Genomic DNA, 13,884 nt, shown 5'->3' on the forward strand with positions numbered 1-13,884 from the left:
TAACTGGCTCAATTTCGAAACCAGTGTTAGGAATCCTCGAATGTACCATGTGAACGATCTTCTGACCTTCGTCTCTGTCGCCAAAACTGGAGGGGTCGGATCGGCTGCAAAGGCGCTGGGCATTTCGGCAGCGACGGTCAGCCATCGGATCGGGAAGTTAGAAGAGGTGCTGAACCTCAAACTCTTTCACCGCAACAGCCGCCGGGTGCAACTGACCAATGAAGGCCTGATCTTTCTGGATCGGATCGAGCCTGTGTTGTCTGATCTGCGAGAGGCCGAATTGGAGGCCGGAAGCGGCAAGGGGGCGCTGCGCGGCCATCTGCGTGTAACCCTGTCGCCGTGGATCTTGTCCCGGTTCATCATGCCGTTGATGGACAGTTTCCAAGAGGATCATCCGGACCTGACGATCGAGTTTCTAGCTGTCGACCGCTATGTCTCTCTGGTGGATGAGGGCGTTGATTGCGCCATTCGTGTCGGGCAATTGCCGGACAGCACGCTGAAGGCGCGCAAGCTTTGCGACAATGACCGGATCATCTGCGCCGCGCCGGGTTTCATTGCACGATACGAGATGCCCAAATCCGTCGAAGACCTGCGCAAGATGCGTTGGGCGTGTTTGCCCTGGCAGACGCGGTTCGACACCCATGAGGGGCAACTGTCCGTCACGCGACGTATTGCCGTTTCCAACTCGGACATGTTGACCGAAGCCGCAGTGCAGGGGCTGGGGCTGGCGGTCAAATCCCGTCTGGCCGTTCAGCGAGAGTTGCAGCAGGGCACGCTGGTCGAGGTTTTGCCCGGTGCGTTGAAATCCCCCTCTGCACCAATTGCCTTTGTTCACGCGGGCAGCAGTACTCCGGGGCGCAAAGTTCGCGCGTTTTCGGACCTTGCAGATCGAGCCTTTCAAGGCGCGCGGCAAAGGCGCTCCTCCGCTTAGGGGGAAAGCGCGGAATTTTTCCCTTTGTGGGAATAAGAGGAATGGCTAGGCTTCCGGCACCTGTTTTTAGGATTTGAGTAACCGCAGCCAGGACTGCTGATAGGGAGACTTTTTATGGGAAAACGCGACGATCTGATCGCCAAATACGCCGATGATCTGAAAAACAAATGCGGCATGGATGCCGATATGGACCTGCTAACCAAGGTCACAATCGGTTGTGGCCCGGCGATCTATGACGCCGACGCGTCGACCGTGGCAGCCAGCCAGGATGGAGAGCTGGAGACTGTCAAAAACAACTTCCTCATCAAAAAGCTGGGTCTAGCTGACGGTCCCGAGCTGATGGAGGCTATCAACTCGGTTCTGGAAACCTATGGCATGTCCGAGCGCAACAAGTACCGCGCCGTGGTCTACTACATGCTGACCAAGCATTTCGGCAAAGAATCGGTTTACGGCTAAACGTTACGTTTTCCACCCAAACGCCCGCCTTCCCATCGGCGGGCGTTTTTGTTTTGAGTTATATTTTAAGGACTTGGTGTTTGAAGCGGCCTGAGAAAACAGGCTATGGTCCTTATGTGGCCAGGACGGTCAGAACCAACAGATTCCAATACGCGTGTGGTGAGTAGGGAGCACGTGGGGTAGGGAAGGTTCTGCACCGTGTAGGGCCTTCCCTCTATTTTAAAGCGTTTTGCGTTTTGGCCTAGGCAAGGTCATCGAAATGCGCGTTCGACCGCAGGGAGCGGCAGCGTAATTCGATTCAAATCAAACGCAAAGCGATCTAGTCGGCCGCAGTCGAGCCTAGGGCGCAGATCACCCGCCATTCCGCCTCGGTGACCGGCTGCACCGACAGGCGAGAGTTTTTGACCAGCACCATTTCACCCAGACGTTCATCCGCTTTGATCTGATCCAGCGTGACGTGAACTTCAAACGGTCTTACCGCCTTGATATCCACGCATTCCCAACGTTCGTCATCGGTGGTGCTGTCGGGATGGGCCTCAGCACAGACCTCAACGATGCCGACGATCGCCTTGTCCTTTTGCGAGTGATAAAAGAACCCGCGATCACCGATTGCCATTTGCCGCATGAAATTGCGCGCCTGATAGTTCCGCACGCCGTCCCATTCTTCGCCTGCCTCGCCCTTGGCAACCTGCTGGTCCCAGCTCCAGGTCGATGGCTCGGATTTGAACAGCCAGTATGCCATCAGCCAATCACCTTTTTCCAAGGGATCAGTTCGACAGACTGGAACAGGCCTGCCTTGGCATAGGGATCATTGTCGGCCCAGCTTTGTGCAGCGGCCAGATCTTCGACATCGAGAACAACCAGCGAGCCGATCATCGCATCTCCGTCCAGCAACGGGCCAGCCTGCGATACAACGCCGGTTTCTTCGATATAGGCCAAATGGGCCGAGCGGTTGTCCAGCCGGGTTTGCAGCGCGCCGGGTTTGTCACGGGCGATGAGGGCGATCAGCATGTTATTCCTCCTTGAGGGGTCGGTTGAGCAGGGTTTCGATAGCTTGCGCCACACTGTAGGCGCCTTGGCTCAGGTCGGCCACAGTGGCGCTGATGGGCATGTCCAGACCTTCGGCCTTGGCGATATCGGCCATGGCGCGGGCGGTGGCGACACCTTCGACGGTTGTTGTGGTGTCGAAGGGCTCATTTCGACCCAAACACAGGCCAAAACGATAGTTTCGGGACAGCTCCGACGAGCAGGTCAACACCAGATCACCTAGGCCAGAGAGCCCCATCAACGTCTCTGGCTGTGCGCCGCGCATGAGGGCAAAGCGCTGCATTTCGACAAATCCGCGCGTCATCAGGGCAGCACGGGCGCTATCGCCCAGACCGGCCCCGATGGCAGCGCCACATCCGATGGCCATAACGTTTTTCAATGCGCCGCCGAGTTCCGCCCCGATCACATCGGTGGTGCGGTATAGGCGCAGATTGGCGGTGGTCAGCTCGGATTGCAGTGTTTCGAGCAGATCAGCATCTGCACAGGCCAAGGTCAGCGCGGTCGGCAGGCCACGCGCGATGTCATCCGCAAAGCTGGGGCCAGTCAGAAGCGCTGGTCGTGCATCCGGGATGGTTGCGCGGATCACGGAAATCGGACCGAGGCCCGAGGACAGTTCAATCCCCTTGCAGCACGCAACCAGCGTTTTCCCGGCCAGCACCGCTGCGTGTTCCTGCAGTGCATGGCGCAACTGTTGCATCGGCACAGACACCAGAAGGACATCGTTTGCCGCCGCTACTCCGATATCAGAGGTGACGGTGATGGCATCGGGCAAGGCGACATCGGGCAATCGCCTCTTGTTGATCTGATTGTCTTGCATGGCTTTCGCTTGCTCGGCGCTGCGCGACCACAGGGTGACTGGCCCGTTAACGGCCAGTGAGATCGCCAGTGCCGTACCGAACGCCCCTGATCCGAGAACCGAAACGCTCATGCCTTTGCGCCCTTCTTACCGCTACCCAGCATGGCGGGGCTGGTTTGGTCCAAAGGCCAACGGGGTCTCGCTGTCAGATCCAAACCGTCGCGCGCGCCGGTGCGAAAACGCTCCATCCCAGCATAGGCGATCATGGCGGCATTGTCGGTGCAAAGGGCAAGGGGCGGGGCGGTGAAACGCGCGCCTTTTTCCGCACAAACAGACTCTAACGCAATGCGAATAGCGGAGTTTGCAGCCACACCGCCCGCGACTGCGATCACCGGATCCGAGGGGGTCTCGGCCAGATACATATCCATAGCGCGTCGTGTTTTCTCGGCCAAAGTGTCCACAACAGCCTGCTGAAACCCGGCACATAGATCGGCGCGATCCTGTCGGGTTAGGCCGGTTTTTTCCGCGACGATCTGATCCCGCATCCGCATCAGCGCGGTTTTCAGCCCCGAGAAAGACAGGTCACATCCGGGCCGGTCCAGTAGGGGGCGGGGAAAACGGAACCGCTTGGGATCGCCCTTGCGCGCCTCTGCCTCGACAGAGGGTCCACCGGGTTGCGGCAGGCCCAGAAGACGGGCGGTTTTGTCAAAGGCCTCACCAGGGGCATCGTCGATGGTGCCGCCCAGACGGGTGAATTGCTCGGGTCCGTGGGCGATCAGATATTGGCAGTGCCCGCCCGAGACCAGCAGCATCAGGTACGGAAAGGCTATTCCATCTGTCAGGCGCGGGGTCAGAGCGTGACCGGCCAGATGGTTTACCCCGATCAGAGGCAGGCCGGTCGCCGCACTGATCCCCTTGGCGCACATGACGCCGGACATGACCCCTCCGATCAGGCCGGGCCCGGCGGTGACGGCGATGGCGTCCATGTCGGCTAGTGTTAGACCCGCATCCTTTAGCGCCTGCACGACGCAGATATCCAATTTCTCCGCATGGGCACGTGCAGCGATTTCGGGGACGACGCCCCCATAAGCGCTGTGCAGCTCGGTTTGGCCATGGACAATCGACGACAGCACTTCGGCCCCTTCGCCGTCGGTTTGGCGCACGACGGCGGCGGCTGTGTCGTCGCAGCTGCTTTCCAATCCAAGGACGGTAAGTGTTTGCACCATTGGCGTGATCCGTTGCATCATGATTGCCAAGCGGGGTACCACCCTGCGCGGACGCAAACAATCCCAAGGCCGAAGGCGCCGATAGTTGTATTTGTTGATGACCCGCCCTCGCGCCGCCTCGGAGAGGTTTGTTGCGCAGCTTCCGACCCGCGTCAGATCGCGTGTTGAGGTCATCCATTCCCCCATTCTGGAAATCAAACCGCTGGCGGTTCCGATCTGCACGGCTGAGACGCAGGGGTTGATATTCACGTCTTCCAATGCAGTGAATGCGGCAGCCTCGGCGGGTGTGCGCCGGGATTTGCCTGCCTATAGCGTGGGTCCGACCACGACTGCAACCGCCGAAGGCGCGGGCTGGGATGCGCGTATGGTCGGTGGTACGGCTGAAGAGCTTGTGGCCGGTCTTTTGCAAATCAGACCAACCAGCCCGCTGTTGCATCTGCGCGGCGAACACAGCCGGGGCAACATCGCCGAGCGTCTGACCGAGATGGGCGTAACCACGCGCGAACAGGCGGTGTACCAGCAACTTCTGCTGCCGCTCAGCCCCGAGGCAAAGGCCGCATCCGAGGGCGACAGGCCAGTGATCGCGCCTATTTTCTCACCCCGCACCGCGCGACAATTTGCCGACATCTGGGCGGGCACTGCCCCGCTATGGCTGGCCGCAATCAGCGAGGCAACGGCGGAACCCCTTAAATCCTTGGGGTATGAACGTCTGAGGATCGCCAAGGAACCGACGCCCAAGAAGATGCGTAAGGCCGTTAAAAAGCTTGTGAAACACGCGTTGCGGGTTGAGAGAGAGCCGGGTGCAGATTAACTTGGAACAGTCTGTAGTTCTGGTGATTTTAGAATCGATAAGGGGAATTTGACGGTGGCGGGCAAAAAGAAATCCGATCAGGAACCGGTAGAAACCCCGAAAACAGACGATGTGGTCGAAGATGTAAGCGTTGAACCTAGCGGTGAAACTGAAGGGTCGCCTGTTGACGAAGATGCGCCGAATGAGGGCCTGATTTCCGAAGCCGAAGCCGAAGCCGAAGCCGAAGCCGAAGCCGAAGCCGAAGCCGAAGCCGAAGCGTCCGTCGAGCCGTCGGAACCTATGCAGGCCGATGAGAAACCCGCTGAACCAACCCAGGAACAACGGGGCGGATTTGTTCCGGCCCTGATAGGTGGTGTGATTGCCGCGGGCCTTGGCTTCGCGGCGGCTCAAACGGGGCTGATCTCGTCTGGTGGGTCGGATAACTCGGACGTGATTGCGGCGCTTGAATCGAAGCTCTCGGAACAATCCGATCAGATCGAAGCGCTGACGAAGCAACTCTCGGATGCGCCAGACGTGTCGGGCCTGACGGATCAGGTTCAGGCGCTATCGCAAAAGCTGGACCCAGTTGACGCAGATCTGACCGCCGTGAAATCCAGCGTCGAATTTCTGACCGGCCAGATCGCGCCCCTGGCCGACCGACTGACCGAGCTTGAGAAGGCGCCCATTGCTGCAAATACCTCGACCGAAGCGACCGCTGCTTTTGAAGCAGAACTGAAAAAGCTGCAGGACTCACTGGCGGCGCAGCGCGGAGAGGTCGAAAAAATGGTCGCCGATGCACAGGCGCTTGAGGCGAAAGCAACGGCCGAAGCGCAAGCCGCGACCAATCTCGCCATTCTGTCCCGCCTGCATGGACAGTTGGATGCCGGTCAGCCCTACTCGGACCTTTTGGGCGAACTGCAAGCGGGAGGCGTGACGGTGCCTGATGCGCTCTCAATGCCTGCAGATAAAGGGGTTGAGACGCTTTCGTCCTTGCGGGCCTCGTTCCCTGCGGCGGCGCGTACCGCTTTGGCGGATGCGCGGGATGCGGACAAAGGCACGGGCGTGATCGCCTTTTTGCAACGCCAGACCGGCGCGCGATCGGTGACCCCTCAGGATGGGGATGGTCCGGATGCTGTGCTGTCGCGTGCTCAGGCGGCCTTGGCCGATGGTGATGTCGCTACTGCCCTGACTGAGTTGAAATCCCTGCCAGAGGCGGCGCAGACCGCAATGGCCGACTGGGAACAAGCCGCCCAGACCCGGGTCGCGGCGGTTGAAGCTGCCGATACGCTTGCTTCCGACCTGAACTCGAACTGAAGGACCTGCCATGCTGTGGTCATTGTTTAAGATCCTTGTTTTTGTTGCGATTATCGGCCTTCTGGCTTTGGGTGGTCACTTCCTGATGCAAACCAGCGGCGGGGTTCAGATCACCGTCGCCGGGGTAGAATACACGCTGGGGCCGCTGCAATCGGTGATCGCGCTCGGTTTGCTGGTCTTTGGCGTCTGGTTGTTCTTCAAACTGCTGGGCCTGCTGATCGCGACGCTGAAATTTCTCAACGGCGATGAAACCGCCCTGTCGCGCCATTTCGACCGCAGTCGCGAACGGCGCGGGTATGAGGCGCTGTCTGACGGTCTCATGGCGTTGGCATCGGGCGAGGGTCGCAGGGCGATGGCCAAGGCTTCCAAAGCGGAAAAGCTGCTGAACAAGCCGGAACTGACCAATTTGCTGGTCGCACAAGCGGCCGAGATGACGGGCGACACCAAAAAGGCCTCGGAAACCTACAAAAAGCTGGTGACCAATAGCGCCACGCGCTTTGTCGGTGTGCGCGGTATCATGAAACAGAAGCTGGCCGAGGGCGATGACGAAACCGCGCGCAAATTGGCTGAGAAAGCCCTGGCGCTGAAGCCGCGCCATGAGGAAACGCAAGATGTCTTGCTGAACCTACAGACCAAAGCGCATGATTGGGCCGGAGCGCGGTCGACTCTGACGTCGAAGCTGAAAGCCGGATACCTGCCGCGCGATGTGTTCAAACGGCGCGACGCGGTTCTGGCCCTGTCCGAGGCCAAGGGCATTCTGGAAGATGGCGCAAGCGTTGAGCAACAAGAACAAGCCATCGAGGCCAACCGTCTCTCACCCGATCTCGTCCCTGCTGCCGCCATGGCTGCGCGGGCCTATATCGAAAAAGGCAAACCGCGCGCGGCCACCAAGATCCTCAAGAAAGCGTGGGAGGTTCAGCCCCACCCCGACCTCGCCCATGCTTTTGCTGAGATTGCGCCGGACGAGTCGGCTCAGGACCGGATCAAGCGGTTCACCGCGCTGACCCGTATCCACCCTGAGAACATGGAAACCCGCCTGATTCTGGCCGAATTGAACATCGTCGCCGAGGACTTCCCCGAAGCGCGTCGCGCGCTGGGCGATGTGGTCGAAAAACAGGCCGATGCTCGTGGATACACGTTGATGGCGGCCATCGAGCGCGGCGAAGGTGCCTCGGACGCTGTTGTTCAGGGTTGGCTGGCCAAGGCCTTGACCGCACCGCGTGGGCCGCAATGGGTCTGCGAGAACTGTCACGACATTCAGCCCGAATGGGGCCCGGTCTGCCAGAATTGCGGCAGCTTCGATACGCTCAGCTGGCAGACGCCTCAGACGCCCGAGATCGCCACAGCCACAGGCGTTCATATGTTGCCTTTGATTGTGGGCGCGCTGGAAGATCAAACCCCGCCTAGCGAGGAGCCTGAACAGGAAGCGTCTGCAGAAGTGATCGAGCTGAACGCCGACACGGTGGATGAAACCGTAGAGAAGCAGGCCTGACCCAAACGGCCTGATCTTTTCCGGCCCACAGCGGCCTTGCAATGGACAAAATTTTTGGCTCCGCCCCCATGGCGCGCTGTTTTGGCGTGGTTAACGCCAGTGTGACGGGTTTCACTGACTTACCGGTAGCATTTGCCGCATTCTTTCGATGAATCGACCAAGCGTTTTAGACTGAGGAGAAACCAAATGAAAATTGATGAAAAAGGCCTGGATAAATTTGAGAAAGAGGCGGACAAACTCGCGGCGGCGATTGTCCAGCAATCCAAAATCATCGACCAGGCGGAAAAGGCGTCTCCTGTCGCGAAGAAAACACTGGCACCGTTGAAAAAGGCAATTGCAGTGGCGATGAAGCAAGGCAAAGCTGCGCAGAAGGCCATTTCGACTGCCAAGAAGAAAAAGTGTATGGACGAAAAGGCCAACAAAGACCTTCTGGTTCAGGTTTCGAAAGCTGCCAAGACTGCATCGGCGGCCAAGAAATTGATCGGTCACGAGGCAACGCATGTGGTGCAACAGGCCGTCCCGAAAGCGAAGCCGAAGGTTATGGAGAAGACCTTCGAAGAAAAGCTGAAGTTTTGGCAGAACCTGGAAAAGCAGACAAAATAGATCGAAGGCACTGGCCGGGCCTGCGCAAAAGGGAATTTTGCGAGGCTCGCAAGGCATGTCTTTTCGTTAGGCCGTACATCCGATATCCTGAAACCGATAGTCATCGACTTGATCAGAGCGACCACCCAATTCGAAGCATAAGTGTTTCGAATCTACAGATTGTTCGCAATCAGAGTGCGCGTCAGTCCGTATTCTTGGTACAGATATAGCAAAAGGAATTGATAGACGGGGACCAATATTAGCTCAACACCTTTGAAATGGTAGTATTGATTGTCTTTCGCGCGTCTTCAGAGGCATCCCAATATGCTTGGTAATTGTTGACTGCGTCTTGAAGGCCAAAGCTCTGCTTGGCGAGAGCGACTGTTCGTTTCACATACTCTTCGGAAGCGAACGACCCAAGACAAGTTTCTTGAATCGATCCAAATCTAGACCGTTCGACCGCTACTTGAGCACCAGCGCACAAGAGCACATGCAATCGCATACAAGAGGAATACTGCCACTCCGCGCTCTGCCGCATATCGAGATTGACCTTGGCACGTGAAATAAAATGCTCGCGTCTCAAACTTGACCAAGCTGCGGGACCAACCTTGACTTCGCCCTTCTGCCCGAGCTGAGTTAGAAGGTCTTCGCGATGTGGTGTCAGAGAACCAGTGAAAAGGAAATCAACGTCCTTGTTTTCAAGAACTTGGAACGTATCGACCACTCTTTCGTCAATTGCTGCTGTCGGAAGGTGGGACACAAATCCTTCAGTGCCAAAGAAGTCCCGGTAAACTGTAAATTGGGACTGATCGATGCAAAAAACGCCATCAACAACATCACAGACACTTTGGAAATTGTCGTACCGCCGTTCCCACTTCTCGCGATGGATGTAGTGGGCATTCTTTTTCTTTTTGCCCCTTTTGCGCTCCAAATACCGGCCAAGGCGAGAAAGACGCGGTTTTTCTGAGAAGTTGTTGAACGACCCATTGGTCAGAAACTCTGTAGCGACACAATAGATGCGAGTCCCTGGGGTACGTGAGGCAACAATTATTTTTTCCCGAAAAGAGTCGTTGAAGTTCTCGATTATGATATTGGTGCTACGTTCAACTGGGTCAGAGCACAGACGCGGCCGCGCGCCTTGAATGGAAATCGCCTGCATCAAATAGAGAAGAATGTCATCTATCTGATAAGATAACTCACCATGGTTTCCGTAAACGATATTCACAACTTTCGTCACTGGCGCCAACTTCTTTCTGTCAAAACCGCGTCGGACTTTTATCTTGGCAATACAATCATCCTAGCGCCCTCTTTGGCTAGGCTGATAGCAAGAACCCATCCTCAAATGGAGGGTGACCGTAAGAGGCCGTCTTTCAGTCGCGAGAGTGCTAGTGACAAGTTGTGGCAGGTGTAAAATAGGAACAAGAGTAAAACGGCGAAATGGACAGTATTCTTGGCAACTTCATTAAAATAATTTAGCGCTGCCAGTGAAATGGTGCCCAGGAGAGGACTCGAACCTCCACGTCCATACGGACACTAGCACCTGAAGCTAGCGCGTCTACCAATTCCGCCACCTGGGCAGGTGTCGTGAGGGGGCGTTTAAGCCCAGCGGCGGGGAGGGTCAACCAGATTCGGACAGATTTTTGAAAGTTTTTTGAACCACGCCGCTCGGCCCCTTTTCACAGCGGGTCTCGATGCAAGACGCGCGGCGATTTGATGCCTTGTTTCAAAGGGGTTCGGGCGCTACTTCTACGTCAGAGCCACGCAGCAGGAGCCATCGAATGTCGAAACTGGTCACGATCTACGGAGGGTCAGGGTTTGTCGGGCGCTACATCGCGCGCCGTATGGCGGCCAAGGGGTGGCGTGTCCGAGTCGCCGTGCGACGCCCGAATGAGGCCATGTTCGTGAAACCCTATGGCGTTGTGGGTCAGGTCGAGCCAGTGTTTTGCAACATCCGGGATGACGCCTCGGTGCAGTTGGCCATGCAAGGTGCGGATGCGGTTGTGAATTGCGTGGGTGTTCTGAACGAACTGGGCAAGAACGGGTTTGATGCAGTGCAGGCCGAAGGGGCCGAACGCATCGCGCGTCTTGCGTCCGAGAATGGCGTGGAGCGGATGGTTCATATCTCGGCCATTGGTGCAGATGCCGAGTCGGCCAGCGCTTATTCCCGCACCAAAGCTGCGGGTGAGGCCGGAGTTCTGGCTCATATGCCCGATGCAGTAATCCTGCGCCCTTCGATCATTTTTGGTACCGAGGATCAGTTCTTCAACCGGTTCGCCGCGATGACGCGGTTCGGGCCGTTTTTGCCTCTGGTCGGGGCCGAGACGCGGTTTCAACCGGTCTATGTGGATGATGTGGCGCAGGCGGCCGAGCAGGGTGTCTTGGGGAAAGCGGCCTCGGGCATTTATGAGCTGGGCGGTCCTGAGGTGAAAACCTTCCGGGCTTTGATGCAGCAAATGCTGGAGGTCATTCATCGGCGCCGTGTGATTCTGGGCGTGCCGTTCTTTGTCGCTAAGATCATGGCCGGCGTGTTGGACATCTTGAAGTTCGTCAGCTTCCAGCTGTTCTCGAACCCGATCCTGACGCGGGATCAGCTCAAGAACCTTCGACAGGACAATGTGGTTGGTGACAGCGCCAAGGGTTTTGCCGATCTGGGGATTGCGCCTACGACGCTGGACGCTGTTCTGCCGGAATACCTGTGGAAATTCCGACCTTCAGGTCAGTATGACGACATTCAGAACTCGGCCAAAAACCTGCGGACCTGATCAGCTATAGGCGATCACCAGCAGGATCGCGCCCAGAACGACGCGATAGATGACATAGGGCGTGAAGCTGACACTGCGGAGCAGGCGCATCATCAGGCTGAGGGCCAGCAGGGCCGACATAAAAGCAAAAAGGGCGGCGATCGCTCCGTCTTTGGCCAGTTGCGCGTCGGCTTGGTGGATCACGTCAAGGGACAGCAACACGCCTGAGGCGATGATGGTCGGGATCGACATCAGCATGGCGAGGCGCGCGCCCTCTTCCCGCGTATAACCCAGATGCCGTGCCCCGGTGATGGTGATGCCCGACCGGGATGTTCCCGGAATTAAGGCGATAGCCTGCCAAAGGCCCATGATTGCTGCGTCACGCAGGCTCCAATCGGCGGCGATCTTGGTCTGGGGGCCTTTCTGGTCCATCCAGTAGAGCAGCAGCCCAAACAGTAGCATGGTCCAGCCGATGACGGCGATGGATCGTAGTGCCTCGGTCAGGCCGGTCAGGTAAAGGACCAACCCAGCGAGGACAGTTGGAATCGTTGCCACGATCAGGCCTAGCGCCAGCCGTGCCTGAGCTGTGTCGGTGCGCCCGGCCAGCGCCGCAGGCAGCCCGCGGATTGCTTGTTTGACGTCGGACCAGAAGTACAAAACAACCGCGCCCAGCGTGCCCACATGAACGGCGACGTCGATGGTTTGGCCCTGATCCTGCATCCCGGTCAGGTTAGGCAGCAAGATCAGATGGCCGGACGAGGAGACAGGCAGAAATTCAGTAAGCCCCTGAATGATCGCCACGAGAATCAAGTGAAAGAGACTCATTTACCCTGCCGCACTGCCATCAAATTGCTTTGAGTTCATGGGTATTCTGGTGGTGTCGAAAAGGAAAGATGATAGATAGGTCCGTATCGGACTTAAAAATAGAAGAAAAATGGAAAGAATTTTCACGTCAGCTTATATTTTTCCTAATTAGGTCAGTATGTATGACTTTTCATATCCGGGGCGATCTCATAAAGAGATGCTTCCTAGCCAATTCATGGAGTCGGACCCGTGGCAAAGCAACCGATGTTGAAATTTGTGCAGATTGACCGTGTCATGCCTGAAAAGCGTGCCGCCGATGACCGCAAAGAAGACTTTGACGAAATCTACGCGGAATTCGCATCGGCCAAGGCTGCAGAACAAGCCAGTCGCTGCAGCCAATGTGGTGTGCCCTATTGCCAATCGCATTGCCCGTTGCACAACAACATCCCCGACTGGCTGCGCCTGACTGCGACAGGCCGTCTGGAAGAGGCATACGCGACCAGTCAGGCCACCAACACATTCCCCGAGATCTGTGGCCGAATCTGCCCTCAGGACCGCTTGTGCGAGGGCAATTGTGTGATTGAACAGTCCGGTCACGGTACGGTCACCATCGGGACGATTGAGAAATACATCACCGACACAGCATGGGACAAAGGCTGGGTGAAGCCCGTCGTTCCGACCGCTGAACGCGGCGAAAGTGTGGGCATTATCGGTGGAGGCCCGGGCGGTCTGGCCGCAGCCGACATGCTACGCCGTGCCGGTATCCAAGTCACAGTCTATGACCGCTATGATCGTGCGGGCGGCCTGTTGATGTATGGTATCCCCGGCTTCAAGCTCGAGAAAGACATCGTCCAGCGCCGCAATGACCTGTTGGCCGAAGGTGGGGTAGAGTTCGTTTTGAACTGCGACGTGGACGCCGCCAAATTTGACGAAATTCGCGCCAAGCATGACGCCGTGATCATCGCAACCGGCGTTTACAAGTCGCGCGAACTGTCCATGCCGGGCAGCGGATTGACGGGTATTGAGAAGGCGATCGACTTCCTGACCGCCTCGAACCGCAAAAGCTTTGGGGACGCGGTCGAAGATTTCGACAATGGACGCCTGAATGCCGAAGGTAAAAAGGTTGTCGTTATCGGCGGTGGCGACACGGCGATGGACTGTGTGCGCACCTCGATCCGTCAGGGCGCGACCTCGGTCAAATGTCTGTACCGCCGTGACCGTGCCAACATGCCCGGCTCGCAGCGTGAAACGCAGAACGCCGAGGAAGAAGGCGTGGTGTTCGAATGGCTTAGCGCGCCAAAAGGTTTTGTCGGTGATGACAAAGTCTCCGGCGTTATGGTGCAGAAGATGCGCCTTGGACAACCGGATGCGTCAGGTCGTCAGGCTCCTGAGGTTATCGAAGGTGCCGACTATGTCGAGGATGCCGATCTGGTGATCAAAGCGCTGGGTTTTGAGCCAGAAGACCTACCAACCCTGTTCGGCCAGCCCGATCTGCCGGTCACGCGCTGGGGCACCATCAAAGCGGCCTTCCAGACCGGTGAGACCGAGATGGATGGCGTCTACGCCATTGGTGACATCGTGCGCGGCGCTTCTCTGGTGGTCTGGGCGATCCGGGATGGCCGTGATTGTGCCGATGCCATCATCGAGCGGTTCAATGCCAAGGCGGTGGTCGCAGCCGAATAACTGCCATCGTCGAAGTTCAACA

General features: G+C 57.5%; 14 protein-coding genes and 1 tRNA gene. 8 read left to right on the forward strand and 7 right to left on the reverse strand.

Annotated features, from left to right (window positions below; genetic code table 11):
• Positions 1-40: 40 nt before the first annotated feature.
• Positions 41-931 carry a LysR family transcriptional regulator gene (locus tag ACR0IP_RS05525; protein ID WP_480524274.1) on the forward strand — a complete coding sequence of 297 codons (891 nt, stop codon included), beginning with the start codon at positions 41-43 and terminating at the stop codon, positions 929-931.
• 114 nt (positions 932-1,045) lie between these two features.
• Positions 1,046-1,387 (forward strand): DUF2853 family protein, encoded by a 342-nt coding sequence (locus ACR0IP_RS05530; RefSeq protein ID WP_170380170.1) that lies wholly within the window; start codon positions 1,046-1,048, stop codon positions 1,385-1,387.
• Between the two features lie 319 nt (positions 1,388-1,706).
• Here the strand turns inward: ACR0IP_RS05530 and ACR0IP_RS05535 are convergent, their stop codons facing one another.
• Genes ACR0IP_RS05535 through tsaD form a run of 4 tightly spaced genes read right to left on the reverse strand, consistent with a single transcriptional unit; the run spans position 1,707 to position 4,456 of the window.
• On the reverse strand, positions 1,707-2,129 hold the full coding sequence (locus tag ACR0IP_RS05535) for an EVE domain-containing protein (RefSeq protein ID WP_170380169.1): 423 nt from the start codon (positions 2,127-2,129) through the stop codon (positions 1,707-1,709).
• The gene (locus ACR0IP_RS05540) at positions 2,129-2,398 is read right to left on the reverse strand and encodes a YciI family protein (RefSeq protein ID WP_170380168.1); all 270 of its coding nucleotides are present in this window, start codon (positions 2,396-2,398) and stop codon (positions 2,129-2,131) included. Before ACR0IP_RS05540 ends, ACR0IP_RS05535 begins: the two co-directional genes overlap by 1 nt.
• 1 nt (position 2,399) lies before the next feature.
• Positions 2,400-3,362: an NAD(P)H-dependent glycerol-3-phosphate dehydrogenase gene (locus ACR0IP_RS05545; RefSeq protein ID WP_480524276.1), complete on the reverse strand. Its 963-nt coding sequence runs from the start codon at positions 3,360-3,362 to the stop codon at positions 2,400-2,402.
• The gene (gene tsaD, locus ACR0IP_RS05550) at positions 3,359-4,456 is read right to left on the reverse strand and encodes a tRNA (adenosine(37)-N6)-threonylcarbamoyltransferase complex transferase subunit TsaD (RefSeq protein ID WP_170720448.1); all 1,098 of its coding nucleotides are present in this window, start codon (positions 4,454-4,456) and stop codon (positions 3,359-3,361) included. Before tsaD ends, ACR0IP_RS05545 begins: the two co-directional genes overlap by 4 nt.
• A gap of 97 nt (positions 4,457-4,553) precedes the next feature.
• Here tsaD and ACR0IP_RS05555 point away from each other — a divergent pair, with 97 nt between their 5' ends.
• The 4 genes from ACR0IP_RS05555 (at position 4,554) to ACR0IP_RS05570 (ending at position 8,655) form a co-directional block, all read left to right on the forward strand.
• Positions 4,554-5,267: a uroporphyrinogen-III synthase gene (locus tag ACR0IP_RS05555; RefSeq protein WP_480524278.1), complete on the forward strand. Its 714-nt coding sequence runs from the start codon at positions 4,554-4,556 to the stop codon at positions 5,265-5,267.
• A gap of 54 nt (positions 5,268-5,321) precedes the next feature.
• On the forward strand, positions 5,322-6,560 hold the full coding sequence (locus tag ACR0IP_RS05560; RefSeq protein ID WP_480524280.1) for a COG4223 family protein: 1,239 nt from the start codon (positions 5,322-5,324) through the stop codon (positions 6,558-6,560).
• 10 nt (positions 6,561-6,570) lie between these two features.
• On the forward strand, positions 6,571-8,052 hold the full coding sequence (locus ACR0IP_RS05565; protein ID WP_480524282.1) for a heme biosynthesis HemY N-terminal domain-containing protein: 1,482 nt from the start codon (positions 6,571-6,573) through the stop codon (positions 8,050-8,052).
• Between the two features lie 186 nt (positions 8,053-8,238).
• Positions 8,239-8,655, forward strand: a complete 417-nt coding sequence (locus tag ACR0IP_RS05570) for a hypothetical protein (protein WP_480524284.1) — start codon at positions 8,239-8,241, stop codon at positions 8,653-8,655.
• Between the two features lie 238 nt (positions 8,656-8,893).
• On the opposite strand, the gene ACR0IP_RS05575 is transcribed toward ACR0IP_RS05570, so the two are convergent.
• Both ACR0IP_RS05575 and ACR0IP_RS05580 read right to left on the reverse strand, forming a co-directional pair.
• Entirely contained in the window at positions 8,894-9,871 is a 978-nt protein-coding gene (locus tag ACR0IP_RS05575) for a hypothetical protein (protein WP_480524286.1), read from the reverse strand.
• 253 nt (positions 9,872-10,124) lie between these two features.
• Positions 10,125-10,211, reverse strand: a tRNA-Leu gene (locus tag ACR0IP_RS05580).
• A gap of 201 nt (positions 10,212-10,412) precedes the next feature.
• Here ACR0IP_RS05580 and ACR0IP_RS05585 point away from each other — a divergent pair.
• Positions 10,413-11,396, forward strand: coding sequence for a complex I NDUFA9 subunit family protein (locus tag ACR0IP_RS05585; protein ID WP_480524287.1), 984 nt, complete (start codon positions 10,413-10,415; stop codon positions 11,394-11,396).
• Here the strand turns inward: ACR0IP_RS05585 and ACR0IP_RS05590 are convergent, their stop codons facing one another.
• Positions 11,397-12,200 (reverse strand): undecaprenyl-diphosphate phosphatase, encoded by an 804-nt coding sequence (locus ACR0IP_RS05590; protein ID WP_480524289.1) that lies wholly within the window; start codon positions 12,198-12,200, stop codon positions 11,397-11,399.
• 228 nt (positions 12,201-12,428) lie between these two features.
• On the opposite strand from ACR0IP_RS05590, the gene ACR0IP_RS05595 reads away from it, so the two are divergent.
• A complete protein-coding gene (locus tag ACR0IP_RS05595) occupies positions 12,429-13,862 on the forward strand; it encodes an NAD(P)-dependent oxidoreductase (RefSeq protein WP_480524290.1) in 1,434 nt (477 codons plus the stop codon).
• The last annotated feature ends 22 nt before the right edge of the window (positions 13,863-13,884 follow it).

It is taken from the genome of Ruegeria sp. AL11 (assembly GCF_056540865.1).

What these genes read in the sequence shown, in the direction of transcription:
- ACR0IP_RS05585 (WP_480524287.1), top strand. Translation starts at nt 10,413, where the DNA reads ATGTCGAAACTGGTCACGATCTACGGAGGGTCAGGGTTTGTCGGGCGC.
- ACR0IP_RS05545 (WP_480524276.1), bottom strand. Translation starts at nt 3,362, where the DNA reads ATGAGCGTTTCGGTTCTCGGATCAGGGGCGTTCGGTACGGCACTGGCG.
- ACR0IP_RS05530 (WP_170380170.1), top strand. Translation starts at nt 1,046, where the DNA reads ATGGGAAAACGCGACGATCTGATCGCCAAATACGCCGATGATCTGAAA.
- ACR0IP_RS05590 (WP_480524289.1), bottom strand. Translation starts at nt 12,200, where the DNA reads ATGAGTCTCTTTCACTTGATTCTCGTGGCGATCATTCAGGGGCTTACT.
- tsaD (WP_170720448.1), bottom strand. Translation starts at nt 4,456, where the DNA reads ATGGTGCAAACACTTACCGTCCTTGGATTGGAAAGCAGCTGCGACGAC.
- ACR0IP_RS05565 (WP_480524282.1), top strand. Translation starts at nt 6,571, where the DNA reads ATGCTGTGGTCATTGTTTAAGATCCTTGTTTTTGTTGCGATTATCGGC.
- ACR0IP_RS05555 (WP_480524278.1), top strand. Translation starts at nt 4,554, where the DNA reads ATGACCCGCCCTCGCGCCGCCTCGGAGAGGTTTGTTGCGCAGCTTCCG.
- ACR0IP_RS05535 (WP_170380169.1), bottom strand. Translation starts at nt 2,129, where the DNA reads ATGGCATACTGGCTGTTCAAATCCGAGCCATCGACCTGGAGCTGGGAC.
- ACR0IP_RS05525 (WP_480524274.1), top strand. Translation starts at nt 41, where the DNA reads ATGTACCATGTGAACGATCTTCTGACCTTCGTCTCTGTCGCCAAAACT.
- ACR0IP_RS05570 (WP_480524284.1), top strand. Translation starts at nt 8,239, where the DNA reads ATGAAAATTGATGAAAAAGGCCTGGATAAATTTGAGAAAGAGGCGGAC.
- ACR0IP_RS05540 (WP_170380168.1), bottom strand. Translation starts at nt 2,398, where the DNA reads ATGCTGATCGCCCTCATCGCCCGTGACAAACCCGGCGCGCTGCAAACC.